Source organism: Maritimibacter sp. (assembly GCF_016774595.1).
Taxonomy (GTDB): domain Bacteria; phylum Pseudomonadota; class Alphaproteobacteria; order Rhodobacterales; family Rhodobacteraceae; genus Maritimibacter; species Maritimibacter alkaliphilus.
The window spans coordinates 450,498-466,920 of record NZ_JACBWT010000002.1; the positions used below are offsets into that span (position 1 = coordinate 450,498).

19 protein-coding genes are annotated in these 16,423 nt (G+C 65.7%); 17 read left to right on the top strand and 2 right to left on the bottom strand.

Translation table 11 applies throughout. From position 1 onward, the window contains the following. Positions 1-639 carry an SDR family NAD(P)-dependent oxidoreductase gene (locus tag HOY44_RS13455; RefSeq protein ID WP_287435251.1) on the top strand — a complete coding sequence of 213 codons (639 nt, stop codon included), beginning with the start codon at positions 1-3 and terminating at the stop codon, positions 637-639. Next, positions 639-1,256 (top strand): LbetaH domain-containing protein, encoded by a 618-nt coding sequence (locus HOY44_RS13460; RefSeq protein WP_287435253.1) that lies wholly within the window; start codon positions 639-641, stop codon positions 1,254-1,256. The genes HOY44_RS13455 and HOY44_RS13460 overlap by 1 nt, the downstream gene beginning before the upstream one ends. Here the strand turns inward: HOY44_RS13460 and phnF are convergent. Then, a complete protein-coding gene (gene phnF, locus HOY44_RS13465) occupies positions 1,253-1,966 on the bottom strand; it encodes a phosphonate metabolism transcriptional regulator PhnF (protein WP_287435255.1) in 714 nt (237 codons plus the stop codon). The two genes, HOY44_RS13460 and phnF, sit on opposite strands and share 4 nt — an antisense overlap. Positions 1,967-2,058: 92 nt before the next feature. Here phnF and phnG point away from each other — a divergent pair, with 92 nt between their 5' ends. From phnG to phnN, 8 genes are read left to right on the top strand one after another with little or no spacing between them, the layout of a single operon-like run. After that, on the top strand, positions 2,059-2,505 hold the full coding sequence (gene phnG, locus HOY44_RS13470) for a phosphonate C-P lyase system protein PhnG (protein ID WP_287435257.1): 447 nt from the start codon (positions 2,059-2,061) through the stop codon (positions 2,503-2,505). Next, the gene (gene phnH, locus HOY44_RS13475; protein WP_287435259.1) at positions 2,505-3,074 is read left to right on the top strand and encodes a phosphonate C-P lyase system protein PhnH; all 570 of its coding nucleotides are present in this window, start codon (positions 2,505-2,507) and stop codon (positions 3,072-3,074) included. Before phnG ends, phnH begins: the two co-directional genes overlap by 1 nt. Continuing rightward, entirely contained in the window at positions 3,074-4,162 is a 1,089-nt protein-coding gene (locus HOY44_RS13480; protein WP_287435261.1) for a carbon-phosphorus lyase complex subunit, read from the top strand. Before phnH ends, HOY44_RS13480 begins: the two co-directional genes overlap by 1 nt. Continuing rightward, the gene (locus HOY44_RS13485; protein ID WP_287435263.1) at positions 4,159-4,761 is read left to right on the top strand and encodes an HAD family hydrolase; all 603 of its coding nucleotides are present in this window, start codon (positions 4,159-4,161) and stop codon (positions 4,759-4,761) included. The genes HOY44_RS13480 and HOY44_RS13485 overlap by 4 nt, the downstream gene beginning before the upstream one ends. Then, on the top strand, positions 4,758-5,618 hold the full coding sequence (locus HOY44_RS13490) for an alpha-D-ribose 1-methylphosphonate 5-phosphate C-P-lyase PhnJ (RefSeq protein WP_287435265.1): 861 nt from the start codon (positions 4,758-4,760) through the stop codon (positions 5,616-5,618). The genes HOY44_RS13485 and HOY44_RS13490 overlap by 4 nt, the downstream gene beginning before the upstream one ends. Then, complete coding sequence (gene phnK / locus HOY44_RS13495; protein WP_287435267.1) at positions 5,618-6,388, top strand: phosphonate C-P lyase system protein PhnK; 771 nt, start codon at positions 5,618-5,620, stop codon at positions 6,386-6,388. The genes HOY44_RS13490 and phnK overlap by 1 nt, the downstream gene beginning before the upstream one ends. 2 nt (positions 6,389-6,390) lie before the next feature. After that, the gene (gene phnL / locus HOY44_RS13500; RefSeq protein WP_287435269.1) at positions 6,391-7,074 is read left to right on the top strand and encodes a phosphonate C-P lyase system protein PhnL; all 684 of its coding nucleotides are present in this window, start codon (positions 6,391-6,393) and stop codon (positions 7,072-7,074) included. Next, positions 7,071-7,616: a phosphonate metabolism protein/1,5-bisphosphokinase (PRPP-forming) PhnN gene (gene phnN / locus HOY44_RS13505; RefSeq protein WP_287435271.1), complete on the top strand. Its 546-nt coding sequence runs from the start codon at positions 7,071-7,073 to the stop codon at positions 7,614-7,616. The genes phnL and phnN overlap by 4 nt, the downstream gene beginning before the upstream one ends. Here phnN and HOY44_RS13510 read toward each other — a convergent pair. Next, a complete protein-coding gene (locus HOY44_RS13510; protein ID WP_287435273.1) occupies positions 7,598-8,287 on the bottom strand; it encodes a DUF1045 domain-containing protein in 690 nt (229 codons plus the stop codon). The two genes, phnN and HOY44_RS13510, sit on opposite strands and share 19 nt — an antisense overlap. A 77-nt stretch (positions 8,288-8,364) precedes the next feature. On the opposite strand from HOY44_RS13510, the gene HOY44_RS13515 reads away from it, so the two are divergent. The 7 genes from HOY44_RS13515 (at position 8,365) to HOY44_RS13545 (ending at position 16,422) form a co-directional block, all read left to right on the top strand. Continuing rightward, positions 8,365-9,504 carry an alpha-D-ribose 1-methylphosphonate 5-triphosphate diphosphatase gene (locus tag HOY44_RS13515; protein ID WP_287435275.1) on the top strand — a complete coding sequence of 380 codons (1,140 nt, stop codon included), beginning with the start codon at positions 8,365-8,367 and terminating at the stop codon, positions 9,502-9,504. Between the two features lie 218 nt (positions 9,505-9,722). After that, positions 9,723-10,886, top strand: coding sequence for a polysaccharide biosynthesis/export family protein (locus HOY44_RS13520; RefSeq protein ID WP_287435277.1), 1,164 nt, complete (start codon positions 9,723-9,725; stop codon positions 10,884-10,886). Positions 10,887-11,158: 272 nt separating this feature from the next. Further along, complete coding sequence (locus tag HOY44_RS13525) at positions 11,159-12,280, top strand: NAD(P)H-dependent glycerol-3-phosphate dehydrogenase (protein WP_287435280.1); 1,122 nt, start codon at positions 11,159-11,161, stop codon at positions 12,278-12,280. Beyond that, complete coding sequence (locus HOY44_RS13530) at positions 12,277-13,077, top strand: HAD-IIB family hydrolase (protein WP_287435282.1); 801 nt, start codon at positions 12,277-12,279, stop codon at positions 13,075-13,077. The genes HOY44_RS13525 and HOY44_RS13530 overlap by 4 nt, the downstream gene beginning before the upstream one ends. Position 13,078: 1 nt before the next feature. Next, the gene (ggpS, locus tag HOY44_RS13535; RefSeq protein WP_287435284.1) at positions 13,079-14,581 is read left to right on the top strand and encodes a glucosylglycerol-phosphate synthase; all 1,503 of its coding nucleotides are present in this window, start codon (positions 13,079-13,081) and stop codon (positions 14,579-14,581) included. 65 nt (positions 14,582-14,646) lie between these two features. Then, the gene (locus HOY44_RS13540; protein WP_287435286.1) at positions 14,647-15,450 is read left to right on the top strand and encodes a purine-nucleoside phosphorylase; all 804 of its coding nucleotides are present in this window, start codon (positions 14,647-14,649) and stop codon (positions 15,448-15,450) included. 63 nt (positions 15,451-15,513) lie between these two features. Then, positions 15,514-16,422 carry a sulfite exporter TauE/SafE family protein gene (locus HOY44_RS13545; RefSeq protein WP_040884677.1) on the top strand — a complete coding sequence of 303 codons (909 nt, stop codon included), beginning with the start codon at positions 15,514-15,516 and terminating at the stop codon, positions 16,420-16,422. Position 16,423: the final 1 nt, after the last annotated feature.

Sequence of the window (16,423 nt, forward strand, 5' to 3'; positions counted from 1 at the left end):
ATGCGAATTCTGGTGACAGGGGCAAACCGTGGCATTGGCGCGGCGCTGGTGGCGGCTGCGCGGCTTGAGGGGCATGACGTGGTGACGCACAGCCGGACGGGCGCGGGCACGGATATCGCCTGCGATCTGTCCGACGTGTCCGCCATCGCCGGGGCCTTCGGCGGTTTGGGCCGGATCGACGTGCTGGTGAACAATGCAGGCATCATCGGGCCGAACCGGCAGTCGACGCTCGACATGGATTTCGAAGGGTTCGCCGAGACGCTGACGATCAACACGCTCGCCCCGCTCGCGGTCGCGCAGGCCGTGCTGCCCGCGTTGCGGGCCAGCGGTCAGGGCAAGATCGTCACGGTGTCGAGCCAGATGGCGTGGATGGGCTATGCCAAGTCCGACCGCATCGCCTATCGCGCGTCCAAGGCGGCGGTGAACAAGGTGATGCAGGGGCTTGCGACCGATCTTGCCGCCGACCGTATCCCCGTCGCGCTGGTCGATCCGGGCTGGGTACAGACCGACATGGGCGGGCCCGAGGCGGATGTGACGCCCGACGAGGTGGCGACGGGCATTCTGGGTCTGATCGAACGGTTGTCGATGGCCGATACCGGCAAGTTCTTCAAGTTCACTGGCGAGGAAAGACCATTCTGATGGCACGGCTGGGCGAGGCACCGTTCATTCACCCGGATTGTCAGATCAATGAGGCGACCTTTGGCGCCTATGTCGAAATCGGGCAGGGGAGCCGTATCCACAACGCGCGGTTCGGGGACTATTCCTATTGCGACCGTTACGCCGACATCGCGAATGCCGAGATCGGCAAGTTCGCGAACATCGCCGCGTTTGCACGGATCGGGCCGACCGATCACCCGATGGATCAGCCGTCCTTGCACCACTTCCTCTACCGCTCGCCCGACTATTTCGACGATGCCGAAGCCGATGCCGGGTTCTTCGAGAAGCGTGCGGCGCGCCTCGCCCATATCGGGCATGACACATGGATCGGCCACGGGGCGGTGATCCGGCCCGAGGTCAGGATCGGGCACGGCGCCGTCGTGGCGAGCATGGCGGTGGTGACGCATGACGTGGACCCCTACCAGATCGTCGCGGGCATCCCGGCGAAACCGCTGCGCGCCCGGTTCGCCCGTCCCATCGCCGAGCGGCTGATGGCGCTCGGGTGGTGGGACTGGGAGCACGCGGTCCTGCGCGCGCGGCTGGACGATTTCCGAGCCATGCCGACCGAGGCGTTCTTGGAGAAATACGAGGGCGCCTAGCCCTCGGCCGTCACGGTCAGCGTGACCTTGTCGCCCGCGAACCATGTGGTGCCGAACTCGATGGGCAATCCACCTTCGGTCCGGTTGACACCCACCGATTTCAGCACAGCGTCGCCCGCACCGACCTTGAGGTGGAGCGCTTGCGTCGGCGACGCATGATCCACCGAAATGCGCGTCTCAGACCGCACGTAGTCGGCGATGCCGTTTCGCTTGAGCGCCTCGGTGACGGACGAGACCTCTTCCAACGTCTTGGCCAGACCGGGAACCGGGGCTGCGGGAAAGACCGAGATGAAATGCGCGATGGGCTGGCCCTCGGCGAATGACAGGCCCTCGTAGACGATGACCGGCGCGCCGGGGTCGATTTCGAGCGCCTTGGCCTCGGCCAGATCCGCGCCGCGCTCTTCGACCCTGAGCACGGTCTTTTGCGGCAGACGGCCCGAAGCGCGGATGTTCTGGTGAAAGCGCACGCGCTTGCCGATGGGATACTCGGTCGGCTCGGTCTCGACAAAGACGCCGGAACCGCGGCGCGACCGGACCACGCCGCGCCCGGCCATATCCGCAATGGCGTGGCGCACCGTGTGGCGGTTGACGCCGAACCGCGCGGCCAAGGCGGCCTCGGTCGGGAGCTTGTCGCCGGGGCGGTAATGCCCCTTGAGGATTTCATCCTCGAGTGTCGCGGCGATGGATTTCCAGACCGGGGTGCGCGCCATCCGTCACAGAACTTTCACAAGACAATGCCGACGAGTCAGCCTATGATTTGTCTAGTTGTATAGTAACGTAGACAAATCGGCAAGGTGTCTAGATGACGGAAAAGACGGACACGGCGCGGCAGGCCCGGATGGGGCTGGTGGCCAAGGCCCGGCCCGCGCGGCTGGCGGCGTTGATGGACGGGGTGGAGGCCCCCGGCTTCGACTGGCTGCGCGCGCCCGAGGTCGGCGGCGTCATGGTCCGGGGCCGGATGGGCGGCACCGGCGCGCCGTTCAATCTGGGCGAGATGACCGTGACCCGCTGTGCGCTGCGGCTGGCGACGGGCGAGGTCGGGCATGGCTATGTGCAGGGGCGCGACAAGGCCCATGCGGAACGCGCCGCTCTGGTCGATGCGCTGATGCAGACCGACCGCGCGGAAGCATTGCAGGCGCAGGTGCTCGACCCGCTGGCCGAGGTGGCCGTGACCGAAAAGGCCACGCGCGCGGCCAAGGCGGCGGCCACCAAGGTCGATTTCTTCACGATGGTCAGGGGAGAGGACTGATGCTCAACGATGCCCTTTCCGGCGATTTCGCCGATGCGCCCCGTGAGGCGGCGCGCGCCTTTCGCGCCGTGCTGGACGCGATGGCCCGGCCCGGCAAGATCGTGGACATCGTCGGCGGCGCCGCGCCCGCGCCGATCTCGCCCGCCGCCGCCACTTTGATGCTGACGCTTTGCGACGGCGAGACGCCGCTCTACCTCGCCCCTAGCTATGACGGGGCGGCGATCAGCCAGTGGATCGCGTTCCACATCGGCGCGCCTATCGTGGAGCGGGGGCAGGCGATGTTCGCGCTGGGCAGTTGGGCGGCGCTCGCCCCTCAGACCGACTTTGCCATCGGGACGCCGGAGTACCCGGACCGTAGCGCGACCCTGATCGTCGAGGTCGACGCGCTCACGACCGAAAGCGCGCGCCTGACCGGGCCGGGGATCGAGAGCGAGGCGCATCTGAGCCTGCCCGAGACCGGCTTTTTCGCCCGCAACGCCGCGCTATTTCCGCTGGGCGTGGATTGCCTGTTCACCTGTGGCAGCAGTCTTGCCGCGCTGCCCCGCTCGACCCGCGTGGAGGATCGCTGATGTATGTCGCCGTCAAAGGTGGCGAGCGTGCCATCGACAACGCCCATGCGTGGCTGGCCGAGGAGCGGCGGGGCGACACCACCGTTGCCGAGCTTGGCACGGACCAGATCCGCGAACAGATGAGCCTCGCCGTGAACCGGGTGATGGCCGAGGGCTCGCTTTACGATCCCGACCTCGCAGCCCTCGCGATCAAACAGGCGCGAGGCGATCTGATCGAGGCGATTTTCCTGATCCGCGCCTATCGCACGACGCTGCCGCGCATCGGCCATTCCGAGCCGGTCGATACCGGCGCGATGGCCTGTGATCGTCGTATCTCGGCCACGTTCAAGGATGTGCCGGGCGGGCAGGTGCTGGGGCCGACGTTCGACTACACCCACCGTCTACTCGACTTCAAACTGGCCGCCGATGGCGAGGTGCCGGAGACGCCGCAGGCCGAGGCATCAAGCGCCGACATGCCGCGCGTGACCGACTATCTGAACCGGGACGGGCTGATCCAGTCGGAACCCGACAGCAATGAAACGCCCCCGGATATGACGCGGCTACCGATGGAATACCCGGCGAACCGTGCGCTGCGCCTACAGGCGCTGACGCGGGGCGACGAAGGGTTCGTGCTGTCGATGGCTTATTCCACCCAGCGCGGCTACGCCAAGAACCACCCGTTCGTGGGCGAGCTCCGCATCGGCGCAGTGGCGGTCGAGATGGACATTCCCGAGCTGGGGTTCGCCATCGAGATCGGAGAGATCACGCTGACCGAATGCGAGACCGTGAACCAGTTCACCGGGTCGAAGTCCGAGCCGCCGCAGTTCACGCGGGGCTACGGCCTCGTCTTCGGGCAGACCGAGCGCAAGGCGATCAGCATGGCGTTGGTGGACCGGGCGCTGCGGTGGGAAGAATTGGGCGAAGACAACCTCGGCGCCCCGGCGCAGGACGAGGAATTCGTCCTGTCCCATGCCGACAACATTCAGGCGACCGGGTTTCTCGAACACATCAAGCTCCCGCATTACGTTGATTTCCAGTCCGAGCTGGAATTGGTCCGGCGCATTCGGGCTGACGTGGAAACGGCAAGCATGAAGGAGGCGGCGGAATGAAACCGACGCATATGGTGTTCGATATCGGCGGCGTGCTGGTCCATTGGGATCCGGTTGCGGCTTTTGCCGAAGCCTGCGGCGGACGCGAGGCGGCGATGGGGTTCATGGAACGCGTCGGCTTTCGCGACAAGAACGCGCGGGCCGATGCGGGCGAGAGCTTTGCCGATCTGGCGGATGAGATCGAAGACACGCGGGATCGCGAGATTTTCGCGCAGTACCTCGACGCCTATCCTCTGACCGTTCAGCGCAAGATTAAGGGGAGCTGGACGCTTCTGGATGCGATGAAGGAAAACGGCACGCCGGTTCACGCCATCACCAACTGGTCGGCGGAAACATGGCCGCGCGGGCTGACCGCGCAGCCGCGTCTGGGCAAGGTGTTCGACACGCTCATCGTGTCGGGCGAGGAACGCATGGCAAAGCCGGACCCGGCGATCTTCGCGCTCTTCTGCAACCGCGCGGGCGTCGCGCCGGAGGCGTGTTTCTTCGTCGATGACAGCATCAAGAACGTCGAAGCGGCTCGTTCGATGGGGATGCAGGCGGCGCAGTTCATCTCGCCCAAAGTGCTGCGGCTCGACCTGATCGACAGGGGGCTCCTATGAGCGACTACAACTTCGCCTATCTGGACGAACAGACCAAACGCATGATCCGGCGCGCGATCCTCAAGGGTGTCGCGATCCCCGGCTATCAGGTGCCCTTCGCCAGCCGCGAAATGCCGATGCCCTACGGCTGGGGCACGGGCGGGGTGCAGGTCTCGGCTGCCTGCCTGACGCCTGAGGACAAGCTGAAGGTGATCGATCAGGGCGCGGACGACACGACCAATGCCGTCTCGATCCGCAAGTTTTTCGAGCGCACGGCAGGCGTCGAGACGACCGAGCGCACGAATGAGGCGACGGTGATCCAGACCCGCCACCGCATTCCCGAAGAGCCTCTGACCGAGGATCAGATCCTCGTCTATCAAGTGCCGATCCCCGAGCCGCTCAGGTTCCTCGAACCGCGCGAGACCGAGACGCGCAAGATGCACGCGCTCGAGGAATACGGGCTGATGCATGTGAAGCTTTACGAAGACATCTCGCGCCACGGCCATATCGCGACCAGCTATGCCTATCCGGTGAAGGTCGAGGGGCGCTACGTGATGGACCCCTCCCCGATCCCCAAGTTCGACAATCCGAAGATGGAAATGGCCGGGCTGCAACTCTTCGGTGCCGGGCGTGAGCAGCGCATCTATGCGATCCCGCCCTATACGCGCGTCGTGAGCCTCGACTTTGAGGATCATCCGTTCGAGGCGTCCAAGGCCGATCACCCCTGCGACCTGTGCGGGGCCGAAGGCAGCTATCTGGACGAGGTCATCATCGACGATGCGGGCGGGCGGATGTTCGTCTGTTCCGACACCGATTTCTGCGCGGGCCGGCAGGACGCCGGGCATCGCGGACGCTTGAACGCCGAGGAGGCCGCCTGATGACCCCGCTTCTGTCCGTGCGCGACATTCACAAGAGCTATGGCGCGCGTATCGGTTGCACCGACGTAAGCTTCGATCTGTTCCCCGGTGAGGTCATGGGGATCGTGGGCGAATCCGGGTCGGGTAAATCGACGCTTATGAACTGCCTTGCGGGGCATCTGCCGCCGGACCGGGGCGAGGTGATTTTCGACACCCGCACGGGCGGCCCGCGCGACACGCTTACCATGTCGGAGCCGGAACGGCGGATGCTCAGCCGGACCGATTGGGCCTTCGTTCACCAGAACCCGCGCGACGGGCTGCGCATGTCGGTCTCGGCGGGCGGTAACGTGGGCGAGCGGCTGATGGCCGTGGGCGCGCGGCACTACGGCGACATTCGCGACAGCGCGACCGACTGGCTGGGCCGGGTCGAGATCGCGGCGGACCGGATCGACGACCGCCCGCGTGCGTTTTCCGGCGGGATGCAGCAGCGGCTCCAGATCGCGCGCAACCTCGTCACCGGCCCACGTCTGGTGTTCATGGACGAACCCACCGGCGGGCTGGACGTGAGCGTTCAGGCGCGGCTGCTCGATCTGCTCCGAGGTCTGGTGCGCGAGATGGGGCTTTCGGCCATCATCGTGACCCATGACCTTGCCGTGGTGCGGCTACTGGCCGACCGGCTGATGGTGATGAAATCCGGCAGCGTGGTCGAGGCGGGGCTGACCGATCAGGTGCTCGATGATCCGCAGCACGGCTATACCCAACTCCTCGTATCCTCGGTCTTGCAGGTGTGAAGATGATCCGTATCGAAAACGTCTCGAAATCCTTCACGCTGCACAATCAGGGCGGTGCGGTGATCCCGGTCATGGCGAACGCCAGCTTTGTCGTAGAGCCGGGGGAGTGTGTGGCGCTGACTGGTAATTCGGGTGCGGGCAAGTCCACGCTGATGCGGATGATCTACGGAAACTACCTTGCGGCCTCCGGGTCGATCATCGTGGGTGACACCGATGTGGCCACCGCCCAGACGCGCGAGATCATCGCGCTGCGTCGCCATACGCTTGGGTATGTGTCGCAGTTCCTGCGCGTGGTGCCGCGTGTGCCGACGGTCGACGTGGTGGCGGAGCCGATGCTGGCGGTCGGCGTGACGCGCGACGCGGCGCGGGCGCGGGCCGAAGAGCTGCTTGCGCAGCTCAACATTCCCGAAACGCTCTGGGGTCTGTCGCCCACGACCTTTTCAGGCGGCGAACAGCAGCGGGTGAACATCGCGCGGGGCTTCGCGCATCGCTATCCGGCGATGCTGCTCGATGAACCCACCGCCTCGCTCGACGCGACGAACCGTGAAACGGTCCTGAGCCTGATCGAAGATGCCAAGGCGCGGGGGGCGGCCATCGTCGGCATATTCCACGACGCGCCCGGGCGGGACCGCGTGGCGGATCGCGAGGTCGACGTGTCGGCGTTCACGCCAAGGCGCGCGGCATGAGCGTGATCGGCCCCTTCGCGGTCGTCGGCCCCTCGGGTGTCGGCAAGGACACGGTGATGGAGGCGGTGCAGGCGGCCGACCCTTCGGTCGTGCTGGTGCGCCGGGTCATTACACGGCCCGCCGAGGCCGGTGGCGAGGCGTTCGAGGGTGTGGACCGTGCGGCGTTCGCGGCGATGAAAGCGGCGGGTGACTTCGCGCTGGATTGGGAGGCGCATGGTCTGGCCTACGGCATCCCGGTGTCGATCCATGACGACCTTGGCGCCGGGCGGCCCGTTCTCTTCAACGGCTCGCGCGCAATGCTCGCAGAGGCGGCCAAGGTGTTCCCCGGTCTGCGGGTGCTGTCGATCACGGCAACCGACGATGTGCTGGCGGCCCGGCTGCGCGCGCGGGGGCGTGAGAGCGAGGATCAGATCGCCCAGCGGCTCGCACGGGCGAAACTGCCGCTCCCCGCCGGGCTGCGCGTGACCGAGATCGACAATTCGGGCGCTTTGGACCGCGCCGTCGAGGCCGTGCGCGCTGCGCTTCAACCAGTGAGGGTGTAGCGTTGGATCAACTGGAAGCGCCCCGTCTCGTCCTCTCCGAAAAGGCACAGATCGCGCAGCGCGAACGGGCGTGGCAGGAGCGGCGTGAGATGCGGGTCGAGCGCGGCCATCGTGCGTGCGGCCTCGTCCGGGTCCAGCTTGCCGGTCAGCGTCAGATGGAACCGAAACTCGTCCATCACGTAAGGGTAGCCCCAGCGCATCAGCAACTCGTCCTGTCTCGGGGTCAGACCGGCCGCGCGCCGTCGCTGGATTTCCGATGCGGGTGCCGGGGCGCGGTGATGGTCGAGCGCCTCGACAACCTCCCCCACCAGATGGGCGAGGGCGGACGTGTCGCCCTCCGGCACCAGCGCCACGAAGCCGCCCAGCCGTTTCAGGGCAAGCCCCTCCATCCGGACCGGCGTGAGACGCCGGGCCAGCGCCGACAGATCGTCCTGAAGCGCCTCGGGGCTGGAACCGTCCGCCAACCGGAAGGGCGCCTTGATCGTGCCGTGAAACCCGTATTTGCGCGGCGTGCGCGTGATCTCTTCGACCGGGCGGGGCAGGCCCGCGACGTCGGGGTGGGGCTTCTCTATGCCGGACAGCGGGCACCAGCCCAACCATTCGGCAGCGAAGCGTGCGAACGGCCCCCGATCCGGGGCGTAATAGACGGCGTATCTTTGAAACTGTTCCATGCTCGGCCTGTAAGCTTAGACTGTCACATTGCGGTGACAAAGCCCTGCCACAACCCCCGAATTCCGCGGAGGCTTCCATGACCGACCTGATTTTCACCAATGCCCAAATCGTGCTCGCCGATGAGGTGATACGCGGCAGCGTGACGATCCGCGACGGGCGGATCGCGTCGGTCGATTATGGCGCGACGGCGGTGCCGGGCGCCATCGACGTGGCGGGCGATCTGCTGATCCCCGGTCTGATCGAGTTGCACACCGACAATCTGGAACGGCATCTGGAACCGCGCCCGAACGTGGACTGGCCCCATGCCGCCGCGATCCTCGCCCATGACGGCGAACTGGCCAGCGTGGGCATCACCACCGTGTTCGATGCGCTGCGCGTGGGGTCGATCCACACGGGTAAGGGCCGTTATGAGAAATACGCGCGCAAGGTGGCGAGCGAGATTTTCGCGATGCGCCAGATGGGCGCGCTGCGGATCAGCCATTTCGTGCACCTTCGGGCGGAAATCTGCTCGGAAACGCTGGTCGAGGAGATGGAGGAATTCGGCCCCGACGACCGTGTCGGGATCGTGAGCCTGATGGATCACACGCCGGGGCAGCGGCAATTCCGCGATATTTCCAAGCTCAAGCAATATGTGGCCAAGAAGCGCAGCATGACTGATGACGAGTTCGACGCGCATGTATCGCATCTGAAATCGCTTCAGGCCAACAACGCGGATCGGCACGAAGTGGAAGCCGTCGCCCATGCCCGGCGATACGGCGCGGTTTTGGCGAGCCATGACGACACGACGGCGCAACACGTCGCGGTGTCGGCCGCGCACGGCATGGGGCTGGCGGAGTTTCCCACGACCTTCGAAGCCGCCGAAGCCTGCCATGCCAATGGCATTCAGGTGATGATGGGCGCGCCCAACCTGATCCGGGGCGGGTCGCATTCGGGCAACGTGGCGGCGCATGAACTGGCCGAAGCGGGTCTGCTCGATATCGTGTCGTCCGATTACGTGCCCTCCGCGCTCATGACCTCGGCCTTCCTGCTGGCCGACCTCTGGGACGACCTGCCGCGCGCCATCGCGACGGTCACGGCCAATCCGGCCCGCGCGGCGAACCTGACCGACCGGGGCCGGATCGCCGCGGGTCTGCACGGCGACCTCGTTCGGGTCGGGCGGGTGCAAGGCACGCCGGTCGTGCGCGGGGTCTGGTCGCACGGCAGGCAGGTTGGCTGACAGGCCGCCGGGCGCCTGTTGCACCCGGGAAACCCCTCGGCGAGAGAGTGCCGTGGGGCAATTGCCAACCCGGTTTTTTCCTGCCACATAACCCCGGTGATATCCGGGGGGATGGTCATGCACACGCGCTGCACCATAACGAAAACAACCTTGCTCCGCCGTGCGACCACGGGCGTGAGCCGCGATTCGAACCACGGATCGCGCAACCGGAACACCGTATGACTTTTTCCCGCTTTCTTCCGCTCGTCCTGTCGGTTCTTCTGAGCGCCTGTTCGATCCTTCCGAACCAGGGGCCGACCACGCAGGCCTTTGAAATGGAAGAAAACCGGATGCCGACGGCGGTCTCCGAAGGGTTCATCGTCGCCGACCTGACCCCGCGTGTCGTGCAATTGCTCGAAGGGCGTGGCGTGCAGAGCTTCGGGAGCCTTGGCGGTGCTTATCGCGGGGCCGGGCAGTACCGGATCGGCGTCGGCGATGCCGTCAGCGTTTCGATCTGGGAGGCGAACGGCGGCGGTCTGTTCGCGACAGGCGCGCCCGGCACCACCGGGTCGCGTGCCACGGGTATTCCGGCGCAGGTGGTCGAGCGTGACGGCGCGATCACCATCCCCTATGCCGGCCGCGTGACCGTTGCCGGTCTGATGCTGTCCGAGGCCGAGACCAAGATCGTCGAGGCGCTTCAGGGCAAGGCGATCGAGCCGCAGGCCATCGTGTCGGTGAACCAGAACGTCTCGAACACCGTGACCGTGACCGGCGAGGTCGTGAACGGCCGCCGCATTCCGCTGACGCAGGCCGGGGATCGTATTCTCGACGTGATCGCGGCGGCGGGCGGCGCGCGGGCACCCACGGACGAGACCAAGGTGACGCTCACACGCGGCGGGCGCACCCTGTCGATCGCGATGGGCAAGCTCATCAACGACCCGTCCGAGAACATCTATGCCCGCCCCGGCGACACGATCACCGTGGTGCGCGAGATCCAGACGTTCACCGCCCTTGGTGCCACGGGCCGCAACACACTGGTCGATTTCTCGACCGACGGGATCACGCTGGAAAAGGCGGTTGCGAAGGCGGGCGGTCTCATCAACGTGCTTTCGGACCCCCGTGGGGTGTTCCTGCTGCGTCGCGAACATGCCTCGCTCGCCCGAAAACTCGACCCGGGCTTTCCGATCAAGAACCCGAACGGCTACGTCAACGTCGTTTATCGGGCGAACCTGCGCGACCCGAACACCCTGTTCCTGGCCCAGCGGTTCGATGTGCTCGAGGACGATATCCTGTACGTCTCCGGCGCGCCCTCGACCGAGCTTCAGAAGTTCCTGACGCTGGTCGGCCTCGGCTCCGGCGCGATCAACGATGTGACGGCGGGCGTCGCGCGCTTCACTCCGTAACCGCACAAAAATTGTGCAATGCGCCCGCGCCATCGTCAGGCACGGGTGAACTTTTTCGTCCCTTCGCGGAACCCGATGCTGCACGGCAGCGTTGCCTTGCGGAGGGGCGGGAACCGGCTACCCTCATGTTCATAACGCTGCGCGCCCCCGTGATCCGGGCGGATGAGGGGTTGATTGCGTGGCATTCGGTGAGCCAGTCCCGGGCTCCCTGGGCCGATCCGCCCCACGGTCGGCCGAGCAACGACAATCCGAAGGGTCTCAGGCCCGAGCAGATGAAAGACAGCGACAGACAGCCGTCATCCGAGCCCTTTTCCCGCGTCGCCGTGATCGGCGCCGGATCATGGGGCACAGCCCTTGCCACCGTTCTCGCCCGCTCCGGGCGTGACGTTTCGCTCTGGTCGCGCCGCGCCGAACTGGCCGAAGCGATCAACCTGCGGGGCGAGAACCACGACTACCTCCCCGACATTGACCTGCCCCCCGGCATCCGTGCGACGGGTGTGATCGGCGATGCCCTGGCCGGGGCGGAAGCCGTGCTGATCGTCACCCCGTCCTCGACCCTGCGGGACATCTGCACCGCGATGGCCCCGCATATTCCGCCGGGCATCCCCATCGCACTCGCCTGCAAGGGGATCGAGCGCGGCACCGGTCTTTTGCTCTCCGAAGTGGTGTCGGAAATGTTGCCGGGCCATCCCGTTGGTGCCGTATCCGGCCCGACCTTCGCGCGCGAAACCGCGCTCGATCATCCCACCGCCGCGACCGTGGCGTTTCCGTTCAGCTATGCCGACCGTCTCGACCCGCATGCCAGCCCTGCCGCACGTCTCGCCGTGTCGCTGTCGGGCGGCGGTTTCCGGCCCTATGTCTCGGACGACCTTGTCGGCGTCGAGGTCGGGGGTGCGGTGAAGAACGTCATCGCCATCGCTTGCGGCATGATGTCGGGGGCGGGGTTCGCCGAGAACACACGCGCCGCGCTCATCACCCGCGGGATCGACGAGATGAAGCAATTGGCCGAGGCGCTGGGCGGTCGGCGTGAGACGGTCACGGGACTGGCCGGGGCAGGGGATCTGACCCTCACCTGCTCCTCCACCACGTCGCGCAACATGTCGCTCGGCACGCAACTGGGGCAGGGGATCGCCCGCCCCGACTGCTTCGACGGCAAGCCGGTCGTCGTCGAGGGCGAGGTGAACGCCGTGTCCGTCATCGATCTTGCCCGTCGGATCGGTGTGCCGATGCCGATCTGCGAAACGGTGAATGCCGTGCTGCACGAAGGCGCGGATCTGGAAGACAGCTTTTCGGCCCTGTGGCGCAGGCCCATCGAGGCCGAACCCCGTGCGCTCGACATCCTTCTCGACCATCCCAGCCCGTCCGCCCGACTGGACTTTGGAGTGCCCCGATGAACCTTGCCGCCATGACCACCCCGGTCACGTCGCTCGCCGCGCGGACCTTTACGCTCGCCACCGATCTGGACGGCACCTTCCTCGGTGGGGCCGAGGCGGATCGCCGACGGCTTTATGACTGGATCGAGACGAACCGCGAGACCGTCGGCCTGATATTCGTCACCGGGCGCGATCCCAAGTTCATCGCCGAGATGTGTGCGAGCGGTGCTTTGCCGTGGCCGGAATACGTGGTCGGTGACGTGGGCACCACCATCGCCAGAGTGAAAGACGGAACCGTCACGCCCATCGCCGCGCTCGAAGAAGATATCGCGACCCGCTGGCGCGACATGGGCGACACCGTGCGCGCCAAGCTGCATGGTGCGCCGGGCCTGACGCTTCAACCGACCGAATTTCGCTATCGGGTGAGCTACGACCTTGCCCCCGAAACCTTCGACGAGGCCGCCAAGACGCGGGTCGAGGCGATGGGTCTGGACTGGCTGATCTCCGACGATCGCTATTTCGACGTGTTGCCCAAGGGTGTCTCGAAAGGGCCCTCGATCCGGCGGCTGGTCGAACACCTCGGGATGGAGGAAAGCCGGGTTCTGGTCGCGGGCGACACGCTCAACGATCTGTCCATGCTCGAATGCGGGCTGCCCGCCGTGGCCGTCGGCAATTCCGAGCCCGAACTCGTGTCCCGCATCGCGCATCTGCCGCATGTCCATTACGCCACCGCTCATGGCGCGGCGGGCATCATGGAAGCCATCGCCGCCTTCGACCTGCACCCCAAGGTGCCTTATGAAAAACCGCTAGGAGCCTGAGATGTCCTCGAACCTCGTCATCGTCTACCACCGCCAGCCCTATACGGAGGTCGAGGTCGACGGGAAAATCGAATACCACGAGAACAAGAGCCCGAACGGGATCGTGCCGACGCTGAAAAGCTTCTTCGGCCGCTTCGACAAGGGGTCTTGGGTCGCGTGGAAAGAGGCCGAAGACCCGAACAACCCCGACTTCGAACGCCGAATCGAGATCGAGGACGATTTCGGCACCTATGGCGTGACGCGCCTGCCGCTGACCCGAGAGCAGGTCAAAAGCTTCTACGAGGTGTCGTCGAAAGAGGCGTTCTGGCCGATCCTTCACGGCTTCAAGGAACGCTACAATTACGATCCCGTGGACTGGCCCACGTTTCGCGAGGTGAACTGGGCCTTTGCCGAGGCCGCCGCGGCGGAAGCCGCGGACGGTGCCGTGGTCTGGGTTCACGACTACAACCTGTGGCTGGTGCCGGGCTATCTACGCCAGCTTCGCCCGGACGTGAAGATCAGCTTTTTCCACCACACGCCGTTTCCCTCGGCGGATATGTTCAACGTGCTGCCGTGGCGCAAGGAAATCCTCGAAAGCCTTCTGGCCTGCGACGTGGTCGGCTTCCACATCCCGCGCTACGTGGCGAACTTCGTGTCCGCCGCGCGGTCGATGTTCGAGGTGGACGTGACGCGGAGGCAGAAGGTCGAGGACGACTTCGCCTCGGAATTCTCGGCCCTCACCGAAGTGTCGGTGCCTTCGGAACTCGAATTCCGTGGTCACAAGATCCGGGTCCAAGCCTCGCCGGTCGGGGTGGACGCCGATTACATCGAAGAGGTGTCCCAACGGCCCGAAACCGACAGTATGGCCGCTGAAATCCGCGCGGAACTGGGCGAGCGTCGTCTGCTTCTGTCGGTCGGGCGCACCGACTACACAAAGGGCGGGATCGACCAGTTGGAAAGCTTCGAGCGTATTCTGGAGGCCAACCCCGACATGCTGGGCAAGGTGAAGCTCATGCATGTGTCGGTGCCCGCGAACCAGAACATGACCGTCTATGAGAACATTCAGGCCGATCTGGAGCAGATGGCGGGGCGGATCAACGGGCGGTTCGGCACGCTCGACTGGCAGCCCATCGCGCTTATCTCGCGAGCGATCCCGTTCACCGATCTGGTGGCCTATTACCGGGCCGCCGATGTCGCGTGGATCACGCCGCTTGCCGACGGCATGAATCTTGTCGCCAAGGAATTCGCCGCCGCGCGGGTCGATGGTGACGGCGTGCTGGTGCTTTCGGAATTCGCCGGCGCGGCGGTCGAGATGCGTTCGGCCCTGCTGACCAACCCGTTCTCCGCCCGCTCGATGGACAGCGCGATCGAACAGGCGCTGGCGATGGAGGAGGTGGAGCGCAAAGACCGGATGAAGGCCCTACGCGAGACAGTCCACAAATACGACATCCGGTTCTGGGCCGATCACCAGATGCAGGCGCTCGGCGGTGACGCGGCCAAGGCGGCGCGCGCCAGCGCCGCCTGACGCGCGGGCGGGCTGGACCCTTACCGTGTCTCGCGACTAGGGTGACGAAAACGACGAGGTGACCCATGTCCGACGCCGCCACGCTGGCCGATTTCATCCAAAGCAAAGCCGGGGACGCGCCCGTCGAAATGGGGCTGATCCTCGGCTCGGGCCTCGGCCACCTTGCCGATGCGGTCGAGGGAACCGCGATCCCCTATTCCGATCTTCAGGGCTTCCCCAAGCCGGGCGTGTCGGGACACAACCCCAAGCTCGTGGTCGGGGATCTGCTGGGCACCCGCGTGGCCATCTTTGGTGCGCGCGCGCATTACTACGAACATGGCAACCCGGCCGAGATGCGCCTGCCGCTCGAAGTGCTGAAGGCGCTGGGCGCAAAGACGCTGTTGCTGACGAATGCCGCCGGATCGACACGGCTCGACGTGCCGCCGGGCGAGTTGCTGATGCTGACCGACCACATCAACTTCGCGGGCGCCAACCCCCTGATCGGCGAGGCGACGGATGCGCGTTTCGTGCCGCTGGGCGACGCCTATTCGGAACCGATGCGCAAGGCGCTGCACGATGCCGCCGTGGCCGAAAACATCACGCTCGCCGAAGGCACCTATGCGTGGTTTTCCGGCCCTTCCTTCGAAACGCCCGCGGAAATTCGCGCGATCAAGATGCTGGGGGGCGACGCGGTGGGCATGTCCACCGTGCCGGAGGTCATCCTCGCCCGGTTCTTCGGGCTCGAAGTGGCGGCGATCTCGGCGATCACGAACATGGCCGAAGGCATGTCGGACGAGAAACTCTCCCACGCCCATACCAAGAAGATGGCCGTCGCGGGTGCCGAAAAGCTTGAACGTCTCATCCGCAGGTATCTTTCAGAAAAGGCCTAGAAATCACCACTGCGCCCGCCCGGTCATCTGGACAACCGCGGCAAGTTGGCGCAGGAGATGAATATGCAGATCTACCTCCCCATCGCCGAGGTTTCGGTCAACGCCTTCCTGCTCTTGGGGCTGGGTGGTTTGGTGGGGGTGCTCTCGGGCATGTTCGGGGTCGGCGGCGGCTTTCTGATGACGCCCCTGCTGTTCATGATCGGCATCCCGCCCGCCGTGGCGGTGGCGACGGGCACCAACCAGATCGTCGCGTCATCGGTATCGGGCGTTCTGGCGCACCTCAAACGAAAGACCGTCGATCTCAAGATGGGCTGCGTGCTGCTAAGCGGCGGCCTCGTCGGAGCCGCCGCCGGTGTTCAGCTTTTCGCCTATCTCAGATCCATCGGGCAGGTCGATCTGCTCGTCACGCTGTCCTACGTCGTTTTCCTCGGCATCATCGGCACGCTGATGCTGATCGAAAGCGTAGGCGCGCTCATGCGGTCGCGCCGGATGGCCGCGCCCAAGCGCAAGAAGCACAACTGGGTGCACAACCTGCCGATCAAGTCCAAATTCCGCACCTCGGGGCTTTATATCTCGGTGATCCCCCCGGTTCTCGTGGGCTTCGGGGTGGGCGTGCTGTCGGCCATCATGGGCGTCGGCGGCGGGTTCATCATGGTGCCCGCGATGATCTATATCCTCGGGATGCCCACCAAGGTCGTCGTCGGAACCTCGCTCTTCCAGATCATCTTTGTCGCGGCCTTCACCACCCTGATGCACGCATGGGAAAATCACACGGTCGATATCGGTCTGGCCGTGCTGCTGATCGTCGGCGGCGTGATCGGCGCGCAGGTTGGGGCGCGGATCGGGCTGAGGATCAAGGCCGAGCAGACGCGCATCCTGCTCGCCCTGCTGGTGGTCGGGGTCTGCCTGAACCTTGCGGTGGGCCTGCTGGTCGAACCCAAGGAACTCTATTCGATCGGGACGGAGGGCTGAC